Origin of the sequence: Streptomyces xinghaiensis S187 (assembly GCF_000220705.2) — a bacterium.
GTDB classification, from domain to species: Bacteria; Actinomycetota; Actinomycetes; order Streptomycetales; family Streptomycetaceae; genus Streptomyces; species Streptomyces xinghaiensis.
Genome location: NZ_CP023202.1, coordinates 6,721,714 through 6,737,646, shown reverse-complemented (window position 1 = coordinate 6,737,646; position 15,933 = coordinate 6,721,714). Strand labels below are relative to the sequence as shown.

The window sequence follows — 15,933 nt, the reverse complement described above, 5'->3', positions numbered from 1 at the left end:
GGAGGCTCCCCCTGACCGACGCAGTCCCGGCCCTGCCGCCCCCCGTGCCCGGCACGGTGCTCCGCATCCTCGCCACCGGTGACCTGGCGGCCACCGTCGTGCCCGCCCGGACCGGCTACGGCCGTGGTGGCACCTGCGCGGGCATCGCCGGGATCCTGGAGCACGAACGCCGGCGGCAGCCCGCCGTCTGGCTCGACACCGGTGATCTCGCCATGGGACCGGCGGCTTCACTGCCCGGCGTACGGCCGTGGGAGGTCGTCGCGGGGCTGCCGGTCTCCGCGGCCGCCGCGGGCAACCACGAGTTCGACGACGGTGTGTCCGTGTTGCGGGAGCGGGCGCGGCGGCTGCCGTTCCCCCTGCTCTGCGCGAACGCCGATGCCGGGCTGCCGGGCTGCGCCGTCGTGGACACCGGCGCCGGTCCCATCGGCGTCATCGGCCTGACGCACCCGCACAGCCACCGGCTGTCCCGGGCCCCGCGTCCCCGGGACGACTGGCAGCACGCCGTGCCCCGCCTGGCTCACCGACTGCGGCAGCAGGGCGCCCGGTGGACCGTCGCGCTGCTGCACGACGGCGCGGCGTGGTGGCCGCGACCCGGCGGCGGGGACGGGAGCGTGCTCGGCACCCGCCCGGACCGCCTGGCGGACCTCTCGCGTCCGTGGGCGGAATCCGTCGACCTCGTTCTCGGCGGGCACACCCTGGGCCCGTGGTCCGGGCGGCTTCACGGCACACCGGCGGGGCACTCTCACCCGTTCGCCGCGTCGGTCCTCGTGGTCGACGTCCCCGCCCCTCCGGCCACCCCCGTCGTACGGGGAAACCGCCTTGTGCCACCGCTGCGCGCGCACCCGACGGCCCCCACGGCGCGCGCCGGGGAGGACGCGGCGGCCCGGGTGGTGGGGCACAGCCCGCACACCTGGCTCACCCGCTCCGGCTCCGCGCACTACCTCCCCCGCCTCATGGCCCGGCTCCTCCGGCGGACGACCGGTGCGGAGGCGGCTTTCGTACCGGCCGGGCAGCACTGGACGCAGGCTCCGCTGGACGGTGCCGTCGCCGCGCTGTGCGCCGGTGAGGTCTCGTGGTTCGACGTGTTGCGCCTGTTCCCCGAGCCCGATGACCACCCGGTGGTGGCCGGACTGTGCGCCGGAGAGTTCCGGAAGCTCAGGCTCCGGCACGACTCGGTGACGGATCCGCGCTCGCGGGAGGGCGACTGGGCGTGGTGGAACTGGTGCCGTATGCCGTGCGGTTGGGACGCCACCACACGTGATCCGAGATACGTGGCGGTCATGCCCTCCGCGCTGCCGCTGCTGGGCGAGTTGCTCGGCCGCGAGCCCGCCGCGGAACCCACATCTGTCGGCGCCCGGGCTGCCCTGGTCTCGTCGCTCGGCTGAGCGGCCCGGTCGGCACCGGGATTCTCTTCTTCGCCGAGCACTTCCCTCTCACCGGCGTCGCCGCGACGGAGCGGATATTCACTGGACATCCCCGCGACCGATGGCGAGCGTTGGAGGAATGGAGCAGGAGAGCATCTGGGACGCCGATGCGGCGCAGAGGTATGACACACCCGGCACCGGCATGTTCGCGCCCGAGGTCCTGGACCCGGCCGTGGAGCGTCTCGCGGAACTCGCGGACGGTGGGGCTGCGCTGGAGTTCGCCATCGGGACCGGACGGGTCGCCGTCCCGCTCGCGGAGCGGGGGGTTCCCGTCACCGGCATCGAGTTGTCCCGGCCGATGGTGGAGCAACTGCGCACCAAGGCAGACGAGTCGGCGGTCCCCGTGGTCGTCGGCGACATGGCGACCGCCACCGCCCCGGGGACGTACTCCCTGGTCTACCTCGTGTTCAACACGATCTCCAATCTGCTCACCCAGGAGCGGCAGGTCGAGTGCTTCCGCAACGCGGCCCGCCATCTCACGCCCGGCGGCCGGTTCGTGATCGAGCTGTGGGTACCGGAGCTGCGCAGGCTTCCCCCGGGGCAGACGGCCATGGTGTGCCGGTCCGAGCCGGACTACATCCTTCTGGACACCTACGACGTCCTGCGCCAGCAGGTCGTGTCACACCACTTCCGGTTCGACGAGACCCCGCGGGCGGAACTGTTCCGCAGCCCGCACCGCTACATCTGGCCGGCCGAGCTGGACCTCATGGCCCAGCTCGCCGGCTTCGAGCTGGAGACCCGGCACGCGGACTGGAGCGGCGCCGAGTTCACCGCCGAGTCCGATTCCCACGTCTCCGTCTACCGCGTTCCGCCGGAGCGGTAGACGAGCGCGCCGGGGGTCATCCGACGGCGTTGCCGATACCCTTCGCCGCAGCGGGCGGCCCGCACGCCCGACGCCTGCGGCGACTCGTCAACTCGCGGCTGCGGGACGTCTGTTGGCCGACTCGGTGCGGTCCTCGGACGGAGTCGCCACACGCGCCCGGACGGGCTGTTAGCCTCTCGGCGACGCACGTGGAACCAGCGGCGGCAGCGGGGGCGTTGAGGCGTGGCGACCGACGATCGAGCCGATGACGGCACACCGGGTGAGGACGGCGATCACCTGGCGGACAGGAACCGGCGGAACCACGGCCGCACCGGCGCACAGCCGCCCGCTCCCCCGCCGCCGTCGCCGCCCGAGGACCCGCCGGGGCCGGGTGGCGGGGCGGGCGGTGACGCGGACGGCGGGTGGTTCGGCCGGCACCAGCGGGCGGCATGGATCGGTGTGGCGGCGGCGGTGGTCACGGCCGTGGCGACGATCGTGGCGGCTCTGATCCCCGTCGTGGCCTCCTCCGACGCCCCGTCGGACTCCGGCCCGACTGGCGCCGCGGCCCCCGCGCCCAGCACCACACCGGTTTCCGCACCGGCAGCGGAACCGGCTGAATCCGAGCCCGCTTCCGCGCCCGCGTCCGCTTCCGAGCAGGCCGGGACGACCGGACCGGGCCCCGGCGCCCCACCCGCGGGAAGCGAACACTGGCGGGGACGGCTGCTGATCGATTCCGAGCCCAAGGATCTGGACGCCGAGCAGCCCGTCGCCGTCGGGTATGCCGACGAGGGCGACATCTTCACGATCGGCGCGGACGAACTCGGGGGCTGGAACGGCACGGTGATCTCGCTCTGGTCGGGGAAGACGGCGAGTCTGCCGGGATTCGAGGAGTGTGCGAGCACGGTCGGCGCGGCCGGAACCGACACCGCGCGGCTCGCCAGGAACGCGGTGCTGTGTGTTCGCACCAGTGACGGGAACATCGCCCGGCTCCAGCTCACCGAACTGGAGGTCGTCGACCGGCGAGCGACGTTCGACGCCGTCATCTGGGCAGCGGGCTGAGCCGCCCGCAGGACCCGGCTTCCGCCGGACGCGCGGTCGAGGCCGTCAGTTCCCCGCGCTGATCATGACGAGAGTGAACGTGGGCAGAGCGGTGGCCGCGGCGCTGAGGAGCCAGTAGGTGCCCGGTGTCAGTGGGGTCCTGCGCCGGAGCGGCCAGTTGGCCAGCCACCAGATCAGGCCGAACAGGATGAGGACCGGCGTGGCCAGCATCACCCAGGGCAGGACGCCGTCGTTTCTCCGTGGGGTTCCCATCGGTCCAGCCCAGCTCCGCGAGCGGCCAGTTCGAGGCGAAGTACCAGAGCAGGAACGCGGGCACGACGGCGGGAATGCCCAGCAGGACATTGACGATCAGGGACAGCCCCACGCGAGGCAGGGCGGGTGCGGTGCTCGTCTTCACTCGGCCTCACTCGCCGCGCGACAGTGTGATGCGGTGCGGTGCACCACGAGGCTATACGGCCCGGCGGTCCGGGGCCCGGACGGGGCGATCCCGCCCGCCGGGGCCGGCGGGACGGCCCCGGCCGCAAGTCCGCCGCTGTCAGCGCCCGTCCTCCGGAGGATGCACGCCCGCCGTGTCGGGCCGGTGGTCCGGGAGGGTGGAGCGGGCGGCCGACTCGCGGTGGAGGCGCAGGAATTCGAGGTGCCGTTCGTAGTGGCTGAGGATGTCGTGGATGAGCTGTTCCCTGGTGTAGCCCATCACGTCGTAGCCCTGGCTGCCCTCGGCGAGCTGGACTTCGAAGCGCACATAGGTGTCGTGTGCGGTGACCGAGCGGGTGGCGAACGCCGGGACCGCGGTTTCGGCGGGCCACACCCGGTAGACGAACTCCTCCCCCGGGCCGATCGGCACCCGGAGCGCCACGGACGGGATCCGCAGCTCCTCCTCCGTGACCTCGGTGAGTTCCGCCTCCACGCCCTGCCCGCGCAGCTCCGCGGCGACCTCCTGGAAGGCGGGGCGGCACACCTCGTCGACGAACCGGATGGCGTCCGTCCTGCCGGGGAAGGACGTCGCCCGGGCCAGCCGCTGCCGCCAGCCCAGGTGTTGCGGGGGGACGGTGGGCACGGCCTCCTCCCGCATCGTCTCCAGGCGCAGCGCCTTGTAGAGCCCGGCGATGATGAGGAACATCACGAAGGAGAAGGGCAGCCCCATGATGATGGTCGCGGCGGTGAGCGCGTCCACTCCGCCGACGAGGAGCATGGCGAGCGTGAGCAGGCCGGTCGCCGACGCCCAGAAGACGCGCACCCAGGCGGAGGCGTCGGTGAGCGGGGTGGGCAGGTGCGAGCACAGGTTGCTCATCACCAGCGCGCCGGAGTCGGCGGAGGTGACGTAGAGCAGCAGGCCGACGAGGGTCGCCAGCCCGGCGCTGAAGGTGGCGCCGGGGAACTGGTCGAGCAGCCCGTAGAAACCCTGTTCCGGGGTGTTCATGGCGGTCTCGCCGAACGTGGTGTTCCCCTCCCGCACCACGTTGAGGGCGCTGTTGCCGAGGACGGAGAGGAAGGTCAGGGTGAAGAGGAACGGGATGACGAGCGTGGCCGCGACGAACTGACGGATCGTCCGCCCCTTGGAGATCCTGGCCAGGAACATGCCGACGAACGGCGCCCAGGCCACCCACCAGGCCCAGAAGAACAGCGTCCACGAGTTGAGCCACTCGGTGGGCCGGTCGTAGGCGAAGGTGTTGAGGGTCATCGAGGGGAAACGGCTGACGTAGTCCCCGATGTTGAGGATGAGGCTGTTGAGCAGCCGGATCGGGTCGTCCACGAACAGCATGTAGCTCATGAGAAGGATGGCGAGCAGGACGTTGAGCTCGGACAGCCGCCGGATGCCGCGGTCGACGCCCGCCACGGCGGAGGCCGTGGCCATGACGACGGCGACGGCGATGAGGCCGATCTGCGCCGCCGTTCCCTCGGGGATGCCGAAGAGGTAGTTCAGCCCGTAGTTGAGCTGGACGACGCCGATGCCCAGGGACACGGAGATGCCGAAGACCGTGCCGATGATGGCCGCGAGGTCGACCGTGTCGCCGATCCGGCCGTGGATGCGCCGGCCGATGACCGGGTACAGCGCCGAGCGGATCGCCAGGGGGAGGCGGTAGCGGAAGGAGAAGTAGCCCAGCGCCATGCCCATCAGGGCGTACATGGCCCAGCCGGTGATGCCGTAGTGGAACAGCGTCCACACCACCGCCTGGCGGGCGGCCTCCACGGTCTCCGCGTCCCCCTCGGGGGGTGCGAGGTAGTGGCTGACCGGGCCGGAGACGGCGAAGAACATCAGGTCGATGCCGATGCCGGCCGCGAACAGCATGGCCGCCCAGGCGAACACCCCGTAGTCGGGGGTGGAGTGTTTCGGGCCCAGCTTGATGCCGCCGTAGCGGGACACGGCCACGTACACCACGAACAGCAGGTACAGGGTGGCGGCGAGGAAGTAGTACCAGCCGAATCCGGTGGAGATCCAGTCGACCACCACGCCGATGGTGTCCTCGGCGCCGCCCGGGGTGATGATCGCCCAGATCGAGACGGCCAGGATCAGCGCCGACGAGCCGATGAAGACCACCGGCTTGAGCCGGCTCCCCCCGTGGACCCGCGGGCCCCCGCCCGGGCCCTGCTCCGCGGCCGTGAGGGCGCCCGTGTCGCCGCCCCGCCCGCTTCCGCTCGCGCTCGCGCCGTTCTTCGTCATGTCTCATCCCTCCTGGGCGCGGTGCCGGTGGAAGCCGGCCGTGGCCGGCGGCAGCGGGGTGTTGCCGAGGATCAGGTCGGCGGCCTTCTCGGCGAGCATCATCACCGGGGCGTAGATATTGCCGTTGGTGAGGTACGGCATCGCGGAGGCGTCGGCCACCCGGAGCCCCTCCACCCCGTGGACGCGCATGGAGAGCGGGTCGACCACGGACATCTCGTCGGTGCCCATGCGGGCCGTGCAGGAGGGGTGGTAGGCGGTCTCGGCGTCGCGGGCGACCCAGTCCAGGATCTCCTGGTCCGTGACGACGCCGGGGCCGGGTGAGAGTTCGCCCGCGTCGAAGACGGCGAAGGCGGGCTGGCCGAGGATGTCCCGGGCGACGTGGATGGCCTCGATCCACTCCCTGCGGTCGTTCTCCGTGGAGAGGTAGTTGAACCGCAGCGCCGGGTGTTCGCGGGGGTCCGCGGACTTGATCTTCACCGAGCCGCGCACGTCGGAGTACATGGGCCCGATGTGCACCTGGTAGCCGTGCTCGGCGCCGACCGGGGTGCCGTCGTAGCGCACGGCGAGGGGCAGGAAGTGGAACATCAGATTCGGGTAGCCGACCCGGTCGTTGCCGCGGACGAAGCCGCCCGCCTCGAAGTGGTTGGTCGCGGCCGGGCCGCTGCGGAACAGCAGCCACCGCAGGCCGATCCCGGGCCTGCGGCTCCATTTGAGCGCGGGGTTGTAGGTCACCGGCTGCTTGCACGCGTGCTGCACGTAGACCTCCAGGTGGTCCTGGAGGTTCTCCCCGACCCCGGGGAGTTCGTGCACCATGCCGATGCCCAGCGGGGTGAGCTCGGCGGGATTCCCGATCCCGGAGAGCTGGAGCAGCTGGGGTGTGTTGACCGCGCCGCCGCAGAGAATCACCTCTCCGGCGGACACCCGTCCGCGCTGCCGTCCGAACCGGCGGTACTCCACACCGACCGCCCGCTTTCCGCGGAAGAGCACGCGGTCCACCTGGGTGAAGCACCGCACCGTCAGATTCGGCCGGTTCATGACGGGGTGGAGGTAGGCGCGGGCGGCCGACCAGCGGCGGCCCTTCTTGATGTTGCGGTCGAAGCGGGCGAATCCTTCCTGCCGGTAGCCGTTGACGTCGGGGGTCAGCTGGTGGCCGGCCTGCTGCGCCGCCTCCAGAAAGGCGTGGAACAGCGGGTTGGCCGCCGGCCCGCGCTCCAGCCACAGCGGGCCGCCCTGGCCGCGCCAGTCGTCGGCCCCGGCCACACAGTGCTCCATCCGCTTGAAGTACGGCAGGCAGTGCGCGTAGTCCCAGGTCTCCATGCCCGGGTCGGACGCCCAGCGCTCCAGGTCCATCGGATTGCCGCGCTGGAAGATCATGCCGTTGATGGAGCTCGACCCGCCGAGCACCCTTCCGCGGCCGTGGCTGACCCGCCGGCCGCCCATGTGCGGCTCCGGTTCGGACTCGTAGCGCCAGTCGTACAGGGGATTCCCGATGACCATCGTCAGGGCGGCGGGCATGTGGATGAGGACGTCCCAGATCCAGTCCGGCCGGCCCGCCTCCAGCACCAGGACCTTGTTCTCCCGGTCGGCGCTGAGCCGGTTGGCCAGGGCGCAGCCGGCCGACCCCCCGCCGACGATGACGTAGTCGTACTCCGCTCGGCTCATGCTGGGCTCCTCGTTGTCGAATGGCACTCCACGGCGCTGAAACCTAACGTAGAAAGTGGTGCATTCCGGCGCATAACGGTGCGGTGGCTTCCGCCGCTCACCCGGGAAAGGAATTCCCACGTCCAGTCTCTTCATCGACGGGGTATGGAAAGCCGCTACCGGCGGCGCCACCCGTGACGTCATCAACCCCTACGACCAGTCCGTCGTCCGCACCGTGGACGAGGGAGGCGACGCCGACGCCCGGGCCGCCGTGGACGCGGCGCGCTCCGCCTTCGACGGCGGCGCCTGGCCGGCGTGGACGGCGCGGCAGCGCTCCGAGCTGCTCCGCCGGGTGGCCGGCTTCCTCCAGCGGGACCGGGAGCGGATCGCCCGGCTGGAGACGCTCGACACCGGCAAGACACTCGTCGAGTCCGGTATCGACGTGGACGATGTGACGGCCGTGTTCGAGTACTACGCCGGCCAGGCCGTGGCGGACTCCGGGCGGCTGGTGGACGCGGGCGACCCCCGGATCCGCAGCCGCGTCGTCCACGAGCCGGTCGGTGTCTGCTCGCTGATCGCGCCCTGGAACTACCCGCTGCTCCAGGTGTCGTGGAAGGTGGCGCCCGCGCTGGCGGCCGGCAACACCGTGGTGATCAAGCCGAGCGAGATCACCCCCCTGACCACCATCAGGCTGGTGGAGCTGCTGGAGGAGGCCGGTGCGCCCGCGGGCGTGGTCAATCTCGTCCTGGGCCCGGGCGGGACCGTCGGCGCCGCCCTGGTGGAGGATCCCCGGGTCGATCTGGTGTCCTTCACCGGCGGTCTGGAGACCGGGCGGCAGATCATGCGGTCGGCGGCCGGGACGGTGAAGAACATCGCCCTCGAACTCGGCGGCAAGAACCCCAACATCGTCTTCGCCGACGCCGACTTCGAGGCCGCGATCGACTACGCCCTGATGGCCGTCTTCTTCCACGCCGGGCAGGTGTGCTCGGCGGGCACCCGGCTCATCGTGGAGGACGGGCTGCACGACGCGTTCGTCACCGAACTCGTCGCCCGCGCCGAGCACATCCGGCTCGGCAACGGACTGGACGAGGACACCGAGAGCGGCCCGCTCGTCTCCGCCGGGCACCGGGAGAAGGTCGAGTCGTACGTGGAACTCGGCCTCCGGGAGGGCGCCACCCTCCTCACCGGCGGCCGCCGCCCGGACGAACCCGGCCTCCGGGACGGGTTCTTCTACCGGCCGACGGTGTTCGACGACTGCACCCGGGACATGCGGATCGTGCAGGAGGAGACCTTCGGGCCCATCCTGACCGTCGAGCGCTTCACCGGCGAGGAGGCCGCGGTCGAGCTCGGCAACCACACCGACTACGGGCTCGCCGGCGCCGTGTGGACGAAGGACGCCGGCCGGGCCGAGCGGGTGGCCAGGCGGCTGCGCCACGGCACGGTGTGGATCAACGACTTCGGCCCGTACCTGCCCCAGGCCGAATGGGGCGGCTTCAAGCGCTCCGGCATCGGCCGGGAACTCGGCCACGACGGCCTCGCCGAGTACCGCCAGGCGAAGCACATCTACGAGAACACCGCCCCCACGCCGCAGCGCTGGTTCGCCCGCTGACCGGCCGGCGGGCCGGTTCACGGGCCCGACCGGACCGGGCACGGGATGTCGGGTGCGGCAGGGTGTCTCCTCCCTAGCGTGAAGCGTGTCAGAGGGAAGGGGATCCGGCGGTGCTGGAACGGCTCAACGAGGCCCTGGAGTACATCGAGCGCAACCTCGACCGGCCCATCGAGCCGGCCGAGCTGGCGCGGATCGCGGCCACCTCCGAGTACCACCTGCGGCGGCTGTTCTCCGCGCTGGCGGGGATCGGGCTGTCCGAGTACGTCCGGCGCCGGCGGCTGACCGTCGCGGGCGCCGAAGTGCTCGCGGGGGACGGCACGTTGCTCGACATCGCGGTGCGCTACGGCTACGGCTCCGGAGAGGCGTTCGCCCGGGCGTTCCGCGCCGTGCACGGCGTCGGGCCGGGTGAGGCCCGGCGGACCGGCGCGGTGCTCAGCTCGCAGCCCCGGATGTCCTTCCGGCTCGTCGTCGAAGGGAACAGCAGTATGCGCTACCGGATCGTGGAGAAGACCGGGTTCACCGTGGCCGGGAAGAGGGCCCGGGTGCCGTTGGTGCACGAGGGGGTGAATCCGGAGATCGCCGCGTTCATCCGCGGCATCGGCGAGGACACGCTGCGGCGGCTGGAGGCCCTGCCGGCCCGGGAGCCGCGCGGGATCGTCGGGGTCAGCGACCGTCTGCCCGCCGACCCCGGCGAACGGGTGGAGGGGACCGAACTCGACTACTACCACGGCGTGGTGACGGACCCCGGCACCGAGGTGCCGGAGGGGATGGACTCCCTCGCCGTCCCCGCGGGCATGTGGGCGGTCTTCGAGAGTTCGGGCGAGTTCCCGCGGGCCCTGCAGTCCCTGTGGCGGGACGTGTTCACCCAGTGGTTCCCGTCCAATCCGTACCGGAGCCGGCCCGGGCCGGAGATCCTGCGGACCCGGCTGTCGGAGGACGGGTCCACGGCGGACGCGGAGCTGTGGATCCCGGTGGAGCCGGAGCGGGCGGACCGGCGGGAGGCGGCGCGGGGAGCCGCGGTCTGAGAGGGCCGGCCCGGCCCCGTGCCGTGCTGCGGGACGGGGCCGGGCCGGGGACGGCCGGCGGGGCCGTGCCGGAGAGGATCCGGCACGGCCCCGCGGCGGAAGGGAGGATCGAGGGCTCCGGGGGCCGCCGGGCGTGAGCCCGGGCCCCCGGTCCCGTGGGGACAGGGGTCAGGGGTCTGGGGTCAGGGGTGAGGGGTGAGGGGTGAGGGGTCAGGGGAGGATGGGGAACGGCTGGAAGGTGATGCTCCCGGTCGCGGACGAGGGCGCGTAGGTCGCGGTTCCGGGGAACTCGGCCTGGTACGTCTGCGAGGTGGCCAGAGCGTTCGGCACGGTGGTGTCGGGCAGAGTGGCCTTCCCGGTGGCGTCCGTGACGGCCTGACCGAGCGGGTGGGTGCCGGTGCCCGTGGTGATCGCGAAGTGGAGCGTCTGCCCCGGCAGCGGGGTCCCGCCGCTGGTGAGGGTGGCACTCACGTTCCGGATCACGAAGGTGCCGTTGCTGCGGAGCCTGATGGTGGCCGGTGTCGCGGTCAGCGTGGTGGGGGCCGGCGGGTTGACCACCACGTCGACGGTCCCGGAGGAGGCGCCGAAGCACGTGTCGCCCTCGTAGTCCGCCTGCACGGTGGTCGTTCCGGCGGGCAGGCCGGAGGTGGTGATCTGCGCCTGGCCGCCGGTCAGTCCGGCCGAGCCGAGGACGCCGCCGCCGACGGCGCTGAAGGTGACCGTGCCGGTGGGGGTGCCCGGGTGGCCGGGAGGACCGGCCACGGTGGCCGTGAGGAGCACGCTCTCGTCGGGGCCGGCGGGGTTCGGGACGGCGGTCACCGTGGTGGTGGCCGGCGCCGCGCTGACGGTGACCGGAGTCACGGCGGAGGCGGAGCTCAGATAGCCGTCGTCCGCGGGCTCGTACACGACCACGGCGTGGTGGAGCCCCACGGCCAGGTCCGTGAACGTGGCGCCGGCCTGGCCGGCCCCGTCCGGAGCGAGGATCTGGACGGGGCCGTTCTCCGTGACGAGGAAGGTGAGGGTGCCCGTGGTGACGGGGCCGGTCGGCGAGGTGACCGTCGCGGTGATGACGACGTCGTCCCCGCAGTACGCCGGGACGGTCTCGACGGCCACGGTCGTGGTGGTCGGCTCGGAGACGTAGGTGAAGGACGCGGCCGACGCACCGGTGCCGTCCGGCGTGGTGACCGCCACCGGGCCCGACGTCCCCGCCGCGGCCGCGGCCGTGGTCGCCGTGATGTTCGTCGGGCTGTCCACCGTGAAGGACGCGGCCTCCACACCGGCGATGGTCACCGACTGGACGTTCACGAACTCCGTGCCCGTGATCGACACCGGTGTCCCCCCGCCGGGCGAACCGGTGGCCGGGGTGAAGCCCGTGACCGCGGGGGCGGCTTGGAGCGCCCCGGTGCCGTCCGCCGCCCGGGCGGTGGTGTGGGGCCTGCTGCCCGACGGTCCCGGGCCGCCCGGCCGGGGAATGCGGGCTTGGCCGCGCTGAATGGGCGAACCCATGACGATCTCCCGTCTCCTGCGGATGCGATGGGTCTGGCCCGGGCCGGGAAGGGGCCGTGCGCGGTACCGGCTTGCGGAAGGCGCCGCGGAACATCCGGCTCGCCCGGCCCCGGGCGCCATGATGCGGCGGGCTGCCGGTGCCCTCCGGCCCGGGAAGCAGCCACGCGTTCTGGACCTTCTGGTCATCCCCTGACCCAGAAGGCGTCAACCGGGACATGGAAGACGATGGGTGACAACAAGAGTCAAACGTCTTATACGACGCGCCGGTTCACGCGGCCCCGCGACCCCGGGCGCACTTCCCGTACGCCCGGGCGCACCCGGCCCCGGGCCGCCATCACCGAGGGCCGGGCTGCCCCACCCCTCGACACACATACCCCATGGGGGTATACATATCTCCGACAGGCCGCGGCACCGGCCGCGCGTCCGGGAAGGGATCGTCATGAAGCATGCGCACGAGCACCCCCACAGCACCGGCGAGCCGAGCCACACCGGGTCCGGTCACGGGTACACCGCCCGGGTGGGACACACCACCGCCCCGGAGGGAACCGCTCACGCCGCGCAGCCGCACGGCGCGGCCGGAGAACCGGAGGTGTCCCACACCGCTCACCCGCCGGCCGGGAGCGGCCACGGCACGGTCCCGGTGTCATGGAGCACAGCCGCGCAGGCCACGCTGCACTGCCTCACGGGGTGCGCGATCGGCGAGGTCCTGGGCATGGTCATCGGCACCGCGGCCGGGCTGTCCGCCGGGGCCACGGTGGCACTGGCCGTCGCCCTCGCCTTCTTCTTCGGCTACGCGCTGACCATGCGGGGCGTCCTCCGTGCGGGGCTGAGCTTCCGCGAGGCGCTGAGGGTGGCCCTCGCCGCGGACACCGTCTCCATCCTCGTGATGGAGATCGTGGACAACACCGTCATGGTCGGTGTGCCCGGGGCCATGGAGGCGGGCCTCGCCAGCTGGCTCTTCTGGGCCGCCCTGGCCTTCGCGCTGGCCGTCGCCTTCGTGCTGACCGTACCGGTCAACCGCTGGCTCATAGCCCGCGGCCGGGGGCACGCGGTCGTCCACGCCCACCACCATCACTGACGGCGGCACGGGCGCGGCGCCGGGGCGGGTCCTCCGGCCCGTCCGGGGGTGCCGTGCGGCTCCCGGCGAGCGCGCTACACCCGGCCCCGGGCACGGGGACGCGGACGCGGACGGGCCGGTATCCCGGTGGTGCCCGGGATACCGGCCCGTCTTCCGCAACGGGGTCCGGTGGATCAGCCGGCCGTGCCGGCGGCCTCCTGCTCGGCGGCGGCCAGCCGCACGCAGACGGCGACGGCGCGCATGGCCTCGCGCACCTCCTCGACCGACGGGAAGCTGGGCGCCAGCCGGATCTCGCGGTCGCGGGGATCCTTGCCGTACGGGAACGCGGCACCGGCCGGGGTCAGCGCGATGCCCGCCTCCTTGGCGAGGCGGACGACCTCGCTCGCGCAGCCGTCGGGGATGTCCAGGCTGACGAAGTAGCCGCCCTTGGGCCGGGTCCACTCGGCGATGCCGAGCGGTCCGAGCTCGCTCTCCAGCACCTCGTACACCGCCGCGAAGCGGGGCTCCAGCAGCGCGCGGTGGCGCTCCATGTGGGCGGTCACGCCGTCCGTGTCCCGGAAGAAGCGGACGTGACGCAGCTGGTTGACCTTGTCGGGGCCGATGGTCTGCTTGAGCAGCCGCTCCTTCATCCAGGCCACGTTGGCCGGGGAGGAGCCGACGAAGGCGACCCCGGAGCCGGCCGTGGTGATCTTGGAGGTGGAGCCGAAGACGAACGCGCGGTCGGGGTTCCCGGCCTCGGCGCAGGCGTCGAGGATCGAGAGGATCTCGACCCGCTCCCCGGTGAGGTGGTGCACCGCGTAGGCGTTGTCCCAGAAGAGGCGGAAGTCGGGCGCGGCGGTGCGCATCGCGGCGAGCCGGCGCACGGTCTCGTCGCTGTAGACCTCACCGGTGGGGTTGCTGTACTTGGGCACGCACCACATGCCCTTGATCGTCGGGTCGGAGGCGACGAGCTCCTCGACGGCGTCCATGTCCGGGCCCTCGCCGGTGAGCGGGACGGGCACCATGTCGATGCCGTACCGCTCGCAGACCCCGAAGTGCCGGTCGTAGCCGGGGACGGGGCAGACGAAGCGGACCCGCGGCTCGTCCGCCCAGCGGCGCTCGCCGCCCGGGACGACGGAGAGCAGCGCCTGCACCACGTTGTCGTGCATCAGCGTGAGGCTGGCGTTGCCGAGCGCGAGGAGCTGCCCGGCGGGCACCTGGAGGGGCCCGGCGAAGATCTCGCGCAGCTCCGGGAGGCCGAGGAGGCCGCCGTAGTTGCGGGTGTCGGTGCCGTCGGCGGCCTTGACGTCCCCGGCGCCGGGGAGGGACAGCAGATCGCCCGCGAGGTCGAGCTGCTCGGGCGAGGGCTTGCCCCGCGTCAGATCCAGGCTGAGACCCCGGGCACGCAGCTCGGCGTACTCCTTGCGGGCGGCCTCCAGCCCCGCCGCCCCGGAGAGGGGGGCGGATTCCTGTACGGACCCAGACGACACGGTATTCCTCCAGCGCACATGGTGCTTGAGCAGGGCAGCCGCCAATGTACCAAGGGAGCGTGGAGCCCCTCCCCGCTCGGACGCCGGGGCCCGGCTCAGGAGACCGGGAGGGGACGACCGGCACCTCAGCGATATATTCCCGGCGCCTGTGCGGGCCGGCCGTCCCCCGTGCCGCCGTCCTGCGGGGCGGGTCAGCAGGCCGGCACCCCCGGGAGCCAGGATTCGGGGACATCGATGAAGATGTTGGAGACGTAGCCCCCGTAGTCCGGCAGGTAGGCCCAGGCGTCGTTGGTGTAGCCCTGGTACGTCACCTTCTGGCCGCGCACCTGGCAGCGCACCCGGACCGTCGTCGGGCCGGCCAGGCTGGCCACCCGCGTCGAGTTCGTCGTCGCGGCCTGGCGGATGCTGACGTCGCTGCCCCAGGTCGGGAAGGACTTGGTGCCGTCGCTGCTGCCGCCGCGCACCAGCTCCATGTAGTACGACCAGTTCCAGTGCGGGCCGGGGTCGGTGTGGTCGTTGCCGGGCACCTCGTGGTGGCCGACGATGTGCGCCCGGTCCTTCGGTATGCCGTACTTGTCGGCCAGGTGCCGGGTGAGCGCGGCCGAGGAGCGGTACATGGCGTCGGTGAACCAGGAGGGGTCGTCGACCCAGCCCTCGTGTTCGATGCCGACGGAGTACGCGTTGCCGGAGCGCGCGTGCCAGGCGGTGTTGCTGTCGCGGACCATCTGGGTGACCTGGCCGTCGGAGGAGCGGACCACGTAGTGGGCGCTGACCTCGGAGGCCGGGTTCTGGAACCAGCTGATCGTGCCGGCGTACGAGCCCTGCGTGACGTGCACGACGACCGCGCTGATCGACTGCGAACGGCCGGTGGCGTAGTTCGCGGAGTTGGCTGGGACCCACTGCGCGGGCGGGTAGTCGGGGCTCTGGGCGCCGGTCTCGCCGGTCTCCCCCGTCACATCCACGTCGGCGTACGTGCCGCGCTCGGGCGCGACCTTCAGCGGCTTGACGCGGATCTGCTCGCCGCCGTCGGCGTGGCCGCGGATGCCGGTGGCCAGGAGTTCGTAGACGGTGTCGGCGTAGAGGCGGCCGGCCCGTTCGCCGTCCGTCCCGCCGTAGCGGGCGGCGACCGGGTACCAGGCGCCGAGCCGGTCGCGCTCGGCGGCGTCCAGGCCGAGGTCGTCGGCGAGGGCGCGCAGAACGGCGGCGCCGCCGCGGATGTTGGCCTCCGTGTCCTTCTTCAGGTCGGTGACGCGTTCGCCGGTGATGCGGGCGGCGCGTTCCAGGGTGTGCTGCCCGGGGTTGCTCACCAGGTGCATGACACCGTAGCCGTTGGCGTGGCTCGGGGCGCCGTCGTGGTCGTCCAGGTGCGTCTCGCCGTAGCCGACGGCCACCAGGAGGTCGCGCGGGACGTCGTACTCGGCCGCCGCCCGCGCGAAGGCCGCGTTCACCTCGCCGGAGCCGGGCCGCTCGGGCGCGGCGGAGGCGGGCTGGCCGGCCAGGACCAGCGCGGCGGCGACCGCCGTACCGGTCAGGACGGTCAGCCGGCGGTGACGGGGGGTGGCCGGGATCAACGCGTTCATCGGATCTCTCTCCGCTCTCCGGCGCGTGGGTGAGGGGGGTGGTGGCTGGCTCGGCGGGCCCGTGGCCGGTGCCGCGCG

12 protein-coding genes are annotated in these 15,933 nt (G+C 72.6%); 6 read left to right on the top strand and 6 right to left on the bottom strand.

Features of this window, described 5'->3' with window-relative positions; translation table 11 throughout:
* Positions 1-44 precede the first annotated feature (44 nt).
* The 3 genes from SXIN_RS28820 (at position 45) to SXIN_RS28810 (ending at position 3,285) form a co-directional block, all read left to right on the top strand.
* Positions 45-1,385 carry a metallophosphoesterase gene (locus tag SXIN_RS28820; protein WP_019708478.1) on the top strand — a complete coding sequence of 447 codons (1,341 nt, stop codon included), beginning with the start codon at positions 45-47 and terminating at the stop codon, positions 1,383-1,385.
* A gap of 118 nt (positions 1,386-1,503) precedes the next feature.
* The gene (locus SXIN_RS28815) at positions 1,504-2,247 is read left to right on the top strand and encodes a class I SAM-dependent methyltransferase (RefSeq protein ID WP_019708479.1); all 744 of its coding nucleotides are present in this window, start codon (positions 1,504-1,506) and stop codon (positions 2,245-2,247) included.
* 222 nt (positions 2,248-2,469) lie between these two features.
* Positions 2,470-3,285 (top strand): hypothetical protein, encoded by an 816-nt coding sequence (locus SXIN_RS28810; protein WP_039821023.1) that lies wholly within the window; start codon positions 2,470-2,472, stop codon positions 3,283-3,285.
* Between the two features lie 45 nt (positions 3,286-3,330).
* Here SXIN_RS28810 and SXIN_RS32575 read toward each other — a convergent pair whose 3' ends face one another.
* The 3 genes from SXIN_RS32575 to betA form a co-directional block, all read right to left on the bottom strand.
* Complete coding sequence (locus SXIN_RS32575; RefSeq protein WP_019708480.1) at positions 3,331-3,537, bottom strand: hypothetical protein; 207 nt, start codon at positions 3,535-3,537, stop codon at positions 3,331-3,333.
* Between the two features lie 283 nt (positions 3,538-3,820).
* Positions 3,821-5,947: a choline BCCT transporter BetT gene (betT, locus tag SXIN_RS28800; RefSeq protein WP_019708481.1), complete on the bottom strand. Its 2,127-nt coding sequence runs from the start codon at positions 5,945-5,947 to the stop codon at positions 3,821-3,823.
* 3 nt (positions 5,948-5,950) lie between these two features.
* A complete protein-coding gene (gene betA, locus SXIN_RS28795; protein ID WP_019708482.1) occupies positions 5,951-7,609 on the bottom strand; it encodes a choline dehydrogenase in 1,659 nt (552 codons plus the stop codon).
* A gap of 112 nt (positions 7,610-7,721) precedes the next feature.
* On the opposite strand from betA, the gene SXIN_RS28790 reads away from it, so the two are divergent.
* Both SXIN_RS28790 and SXIN_RS28785 read left to right on the top strand, forming a co-directional pair.
* Positions 7,722-9,197, top strand: coding sequence for an aldehyde dehydrogenase family protein (locus SXIN_RS28790; protein ID WP_039821024.1), 1,476 nt, complete (start codon positions 7,722-7,724; stop codon positions 9,195-9,197).
* A 110-nt stretch (positions 9,198-9,307) separates the two neighbouring features.
* Positions 9,308-10,222, top strand: coding sequence for an AraC family transcriptional regulator (locus tag SXIN_RS28785; RefSeq protein WP_019708484.1), 915 nt, complete (start codon positions 9,308-9,310; stop codon positions 10,220-10,222).
* Between the two features lie 210 nt (positions 10,223-10,432).
* Here SXIN_RS28785 and SXIN_RS28780 read toward each other — a convergent pair whose 3' ends face one another.
* The gene (locus tag SXIN_RS28780) at positions 10,433-11,728 is read right to left on the bottom strand and encodes an Ig-like domain repeat protein (protein WP_192883642.1); all 1,296 of its coding nucleotides are present in this window, start codon (positions 11,726-11,728) and stop codon (positions 10,433-10,435) included.
* A gap of 589 nt (positions 11,729-12,317) precedes the next feature.
* Between SXIN_RS28780 and SXIN_RS28775 the strand changes: the two genes are divergently transcribed.
* Entirely contained in the window at positions 12,318-12,806 is a 489-nt protein-coding gene (locus tag SXIN_RS28775; protein WP_050930765.1) for a DUF4396 domain-containing protein, read from the top strand.
* 173 nt (positions 12,807-12,979) lie between these two features.
* Here the strand turns inward: SXIN_RS28775 and SXIN_RS28770 are convergent, their stop codons facing one another.
* Both SXIN_RS28770 and SXIN_RS28765 read right to left on the bottom strand, forming a co-directional pair.
* Positions 12,980-14,275: an aspartate aminotransferase type Ic gene (locus SXIN_RS28770; protein ID WP_019708488.1), complete on the bottom strand. Its 1,296-nt coding sequence runs from the start codon at positions 14,273-14,275 to the stop codon at positions 12,980-12,982.
* A 191-nt stretch (positions 14,276-14,466) separates the two neighbouring features.
* Complete coding sequence (locus SXIN_RS28765; RefSeq protein WP_050930767.1) at positions 14,467-15,855, bottom strand: N-acetylmuramoyl-L-alanine amidase; 1,389 nt, start codon at positions 15,853-15,855, stop codon at positions 14,467-14,469.
* Positions 15,856-15,933 lie beyond the last annotated feature (78 nt).

Excerpts from the sequence above, each read along its gene's own strand:
- SXIN_RS28765 (WP_050930767.1), bottom strand. The coding sequence starts at position 15,855 with ATGAACGCGTTGATCCCGGCCACCCCCCGTCACCGCCGGCTGACCGTC.
- betA (WP_019708482.1), bottom strand. The coding sequence starts at position 7,609 with ATGAGCCGAGCGGAGTACGACTACGTCATCGTCGGCGGGGGGTCGGCC.
- SXIN_RS28815 (WP_019708479.1), top strand. The coding sequence starts at position 1,504 with ATGGAGCAGGAGAGCATCTGGGACGCCGATGCGGCGCAGAGGTATGAC.
- SXIN_RS28780 (WP_192883642.1), bottom strand. The coding sequence starts at position 11,728 with ATGGGTTCGCCCATTCAGCGCGGCCAAGCCCGCATTCCCCGGCCGGGC.
- SXIN_RS32575 (WP_019708480.1), bottom strand. The coding sequence starts at position 3,537 with ATGGGAACCCCACGGAGAAACGACGGCGTCCTGCCCTGGGTGATGCTG.
- betT (WP_019708481.1), bottom strand. The coding sequence starts at position 5,947 with ATGACGAAGAACGGCGCGAGCGCGAGCGGAAGCGGGCGGGGCGGCGAC.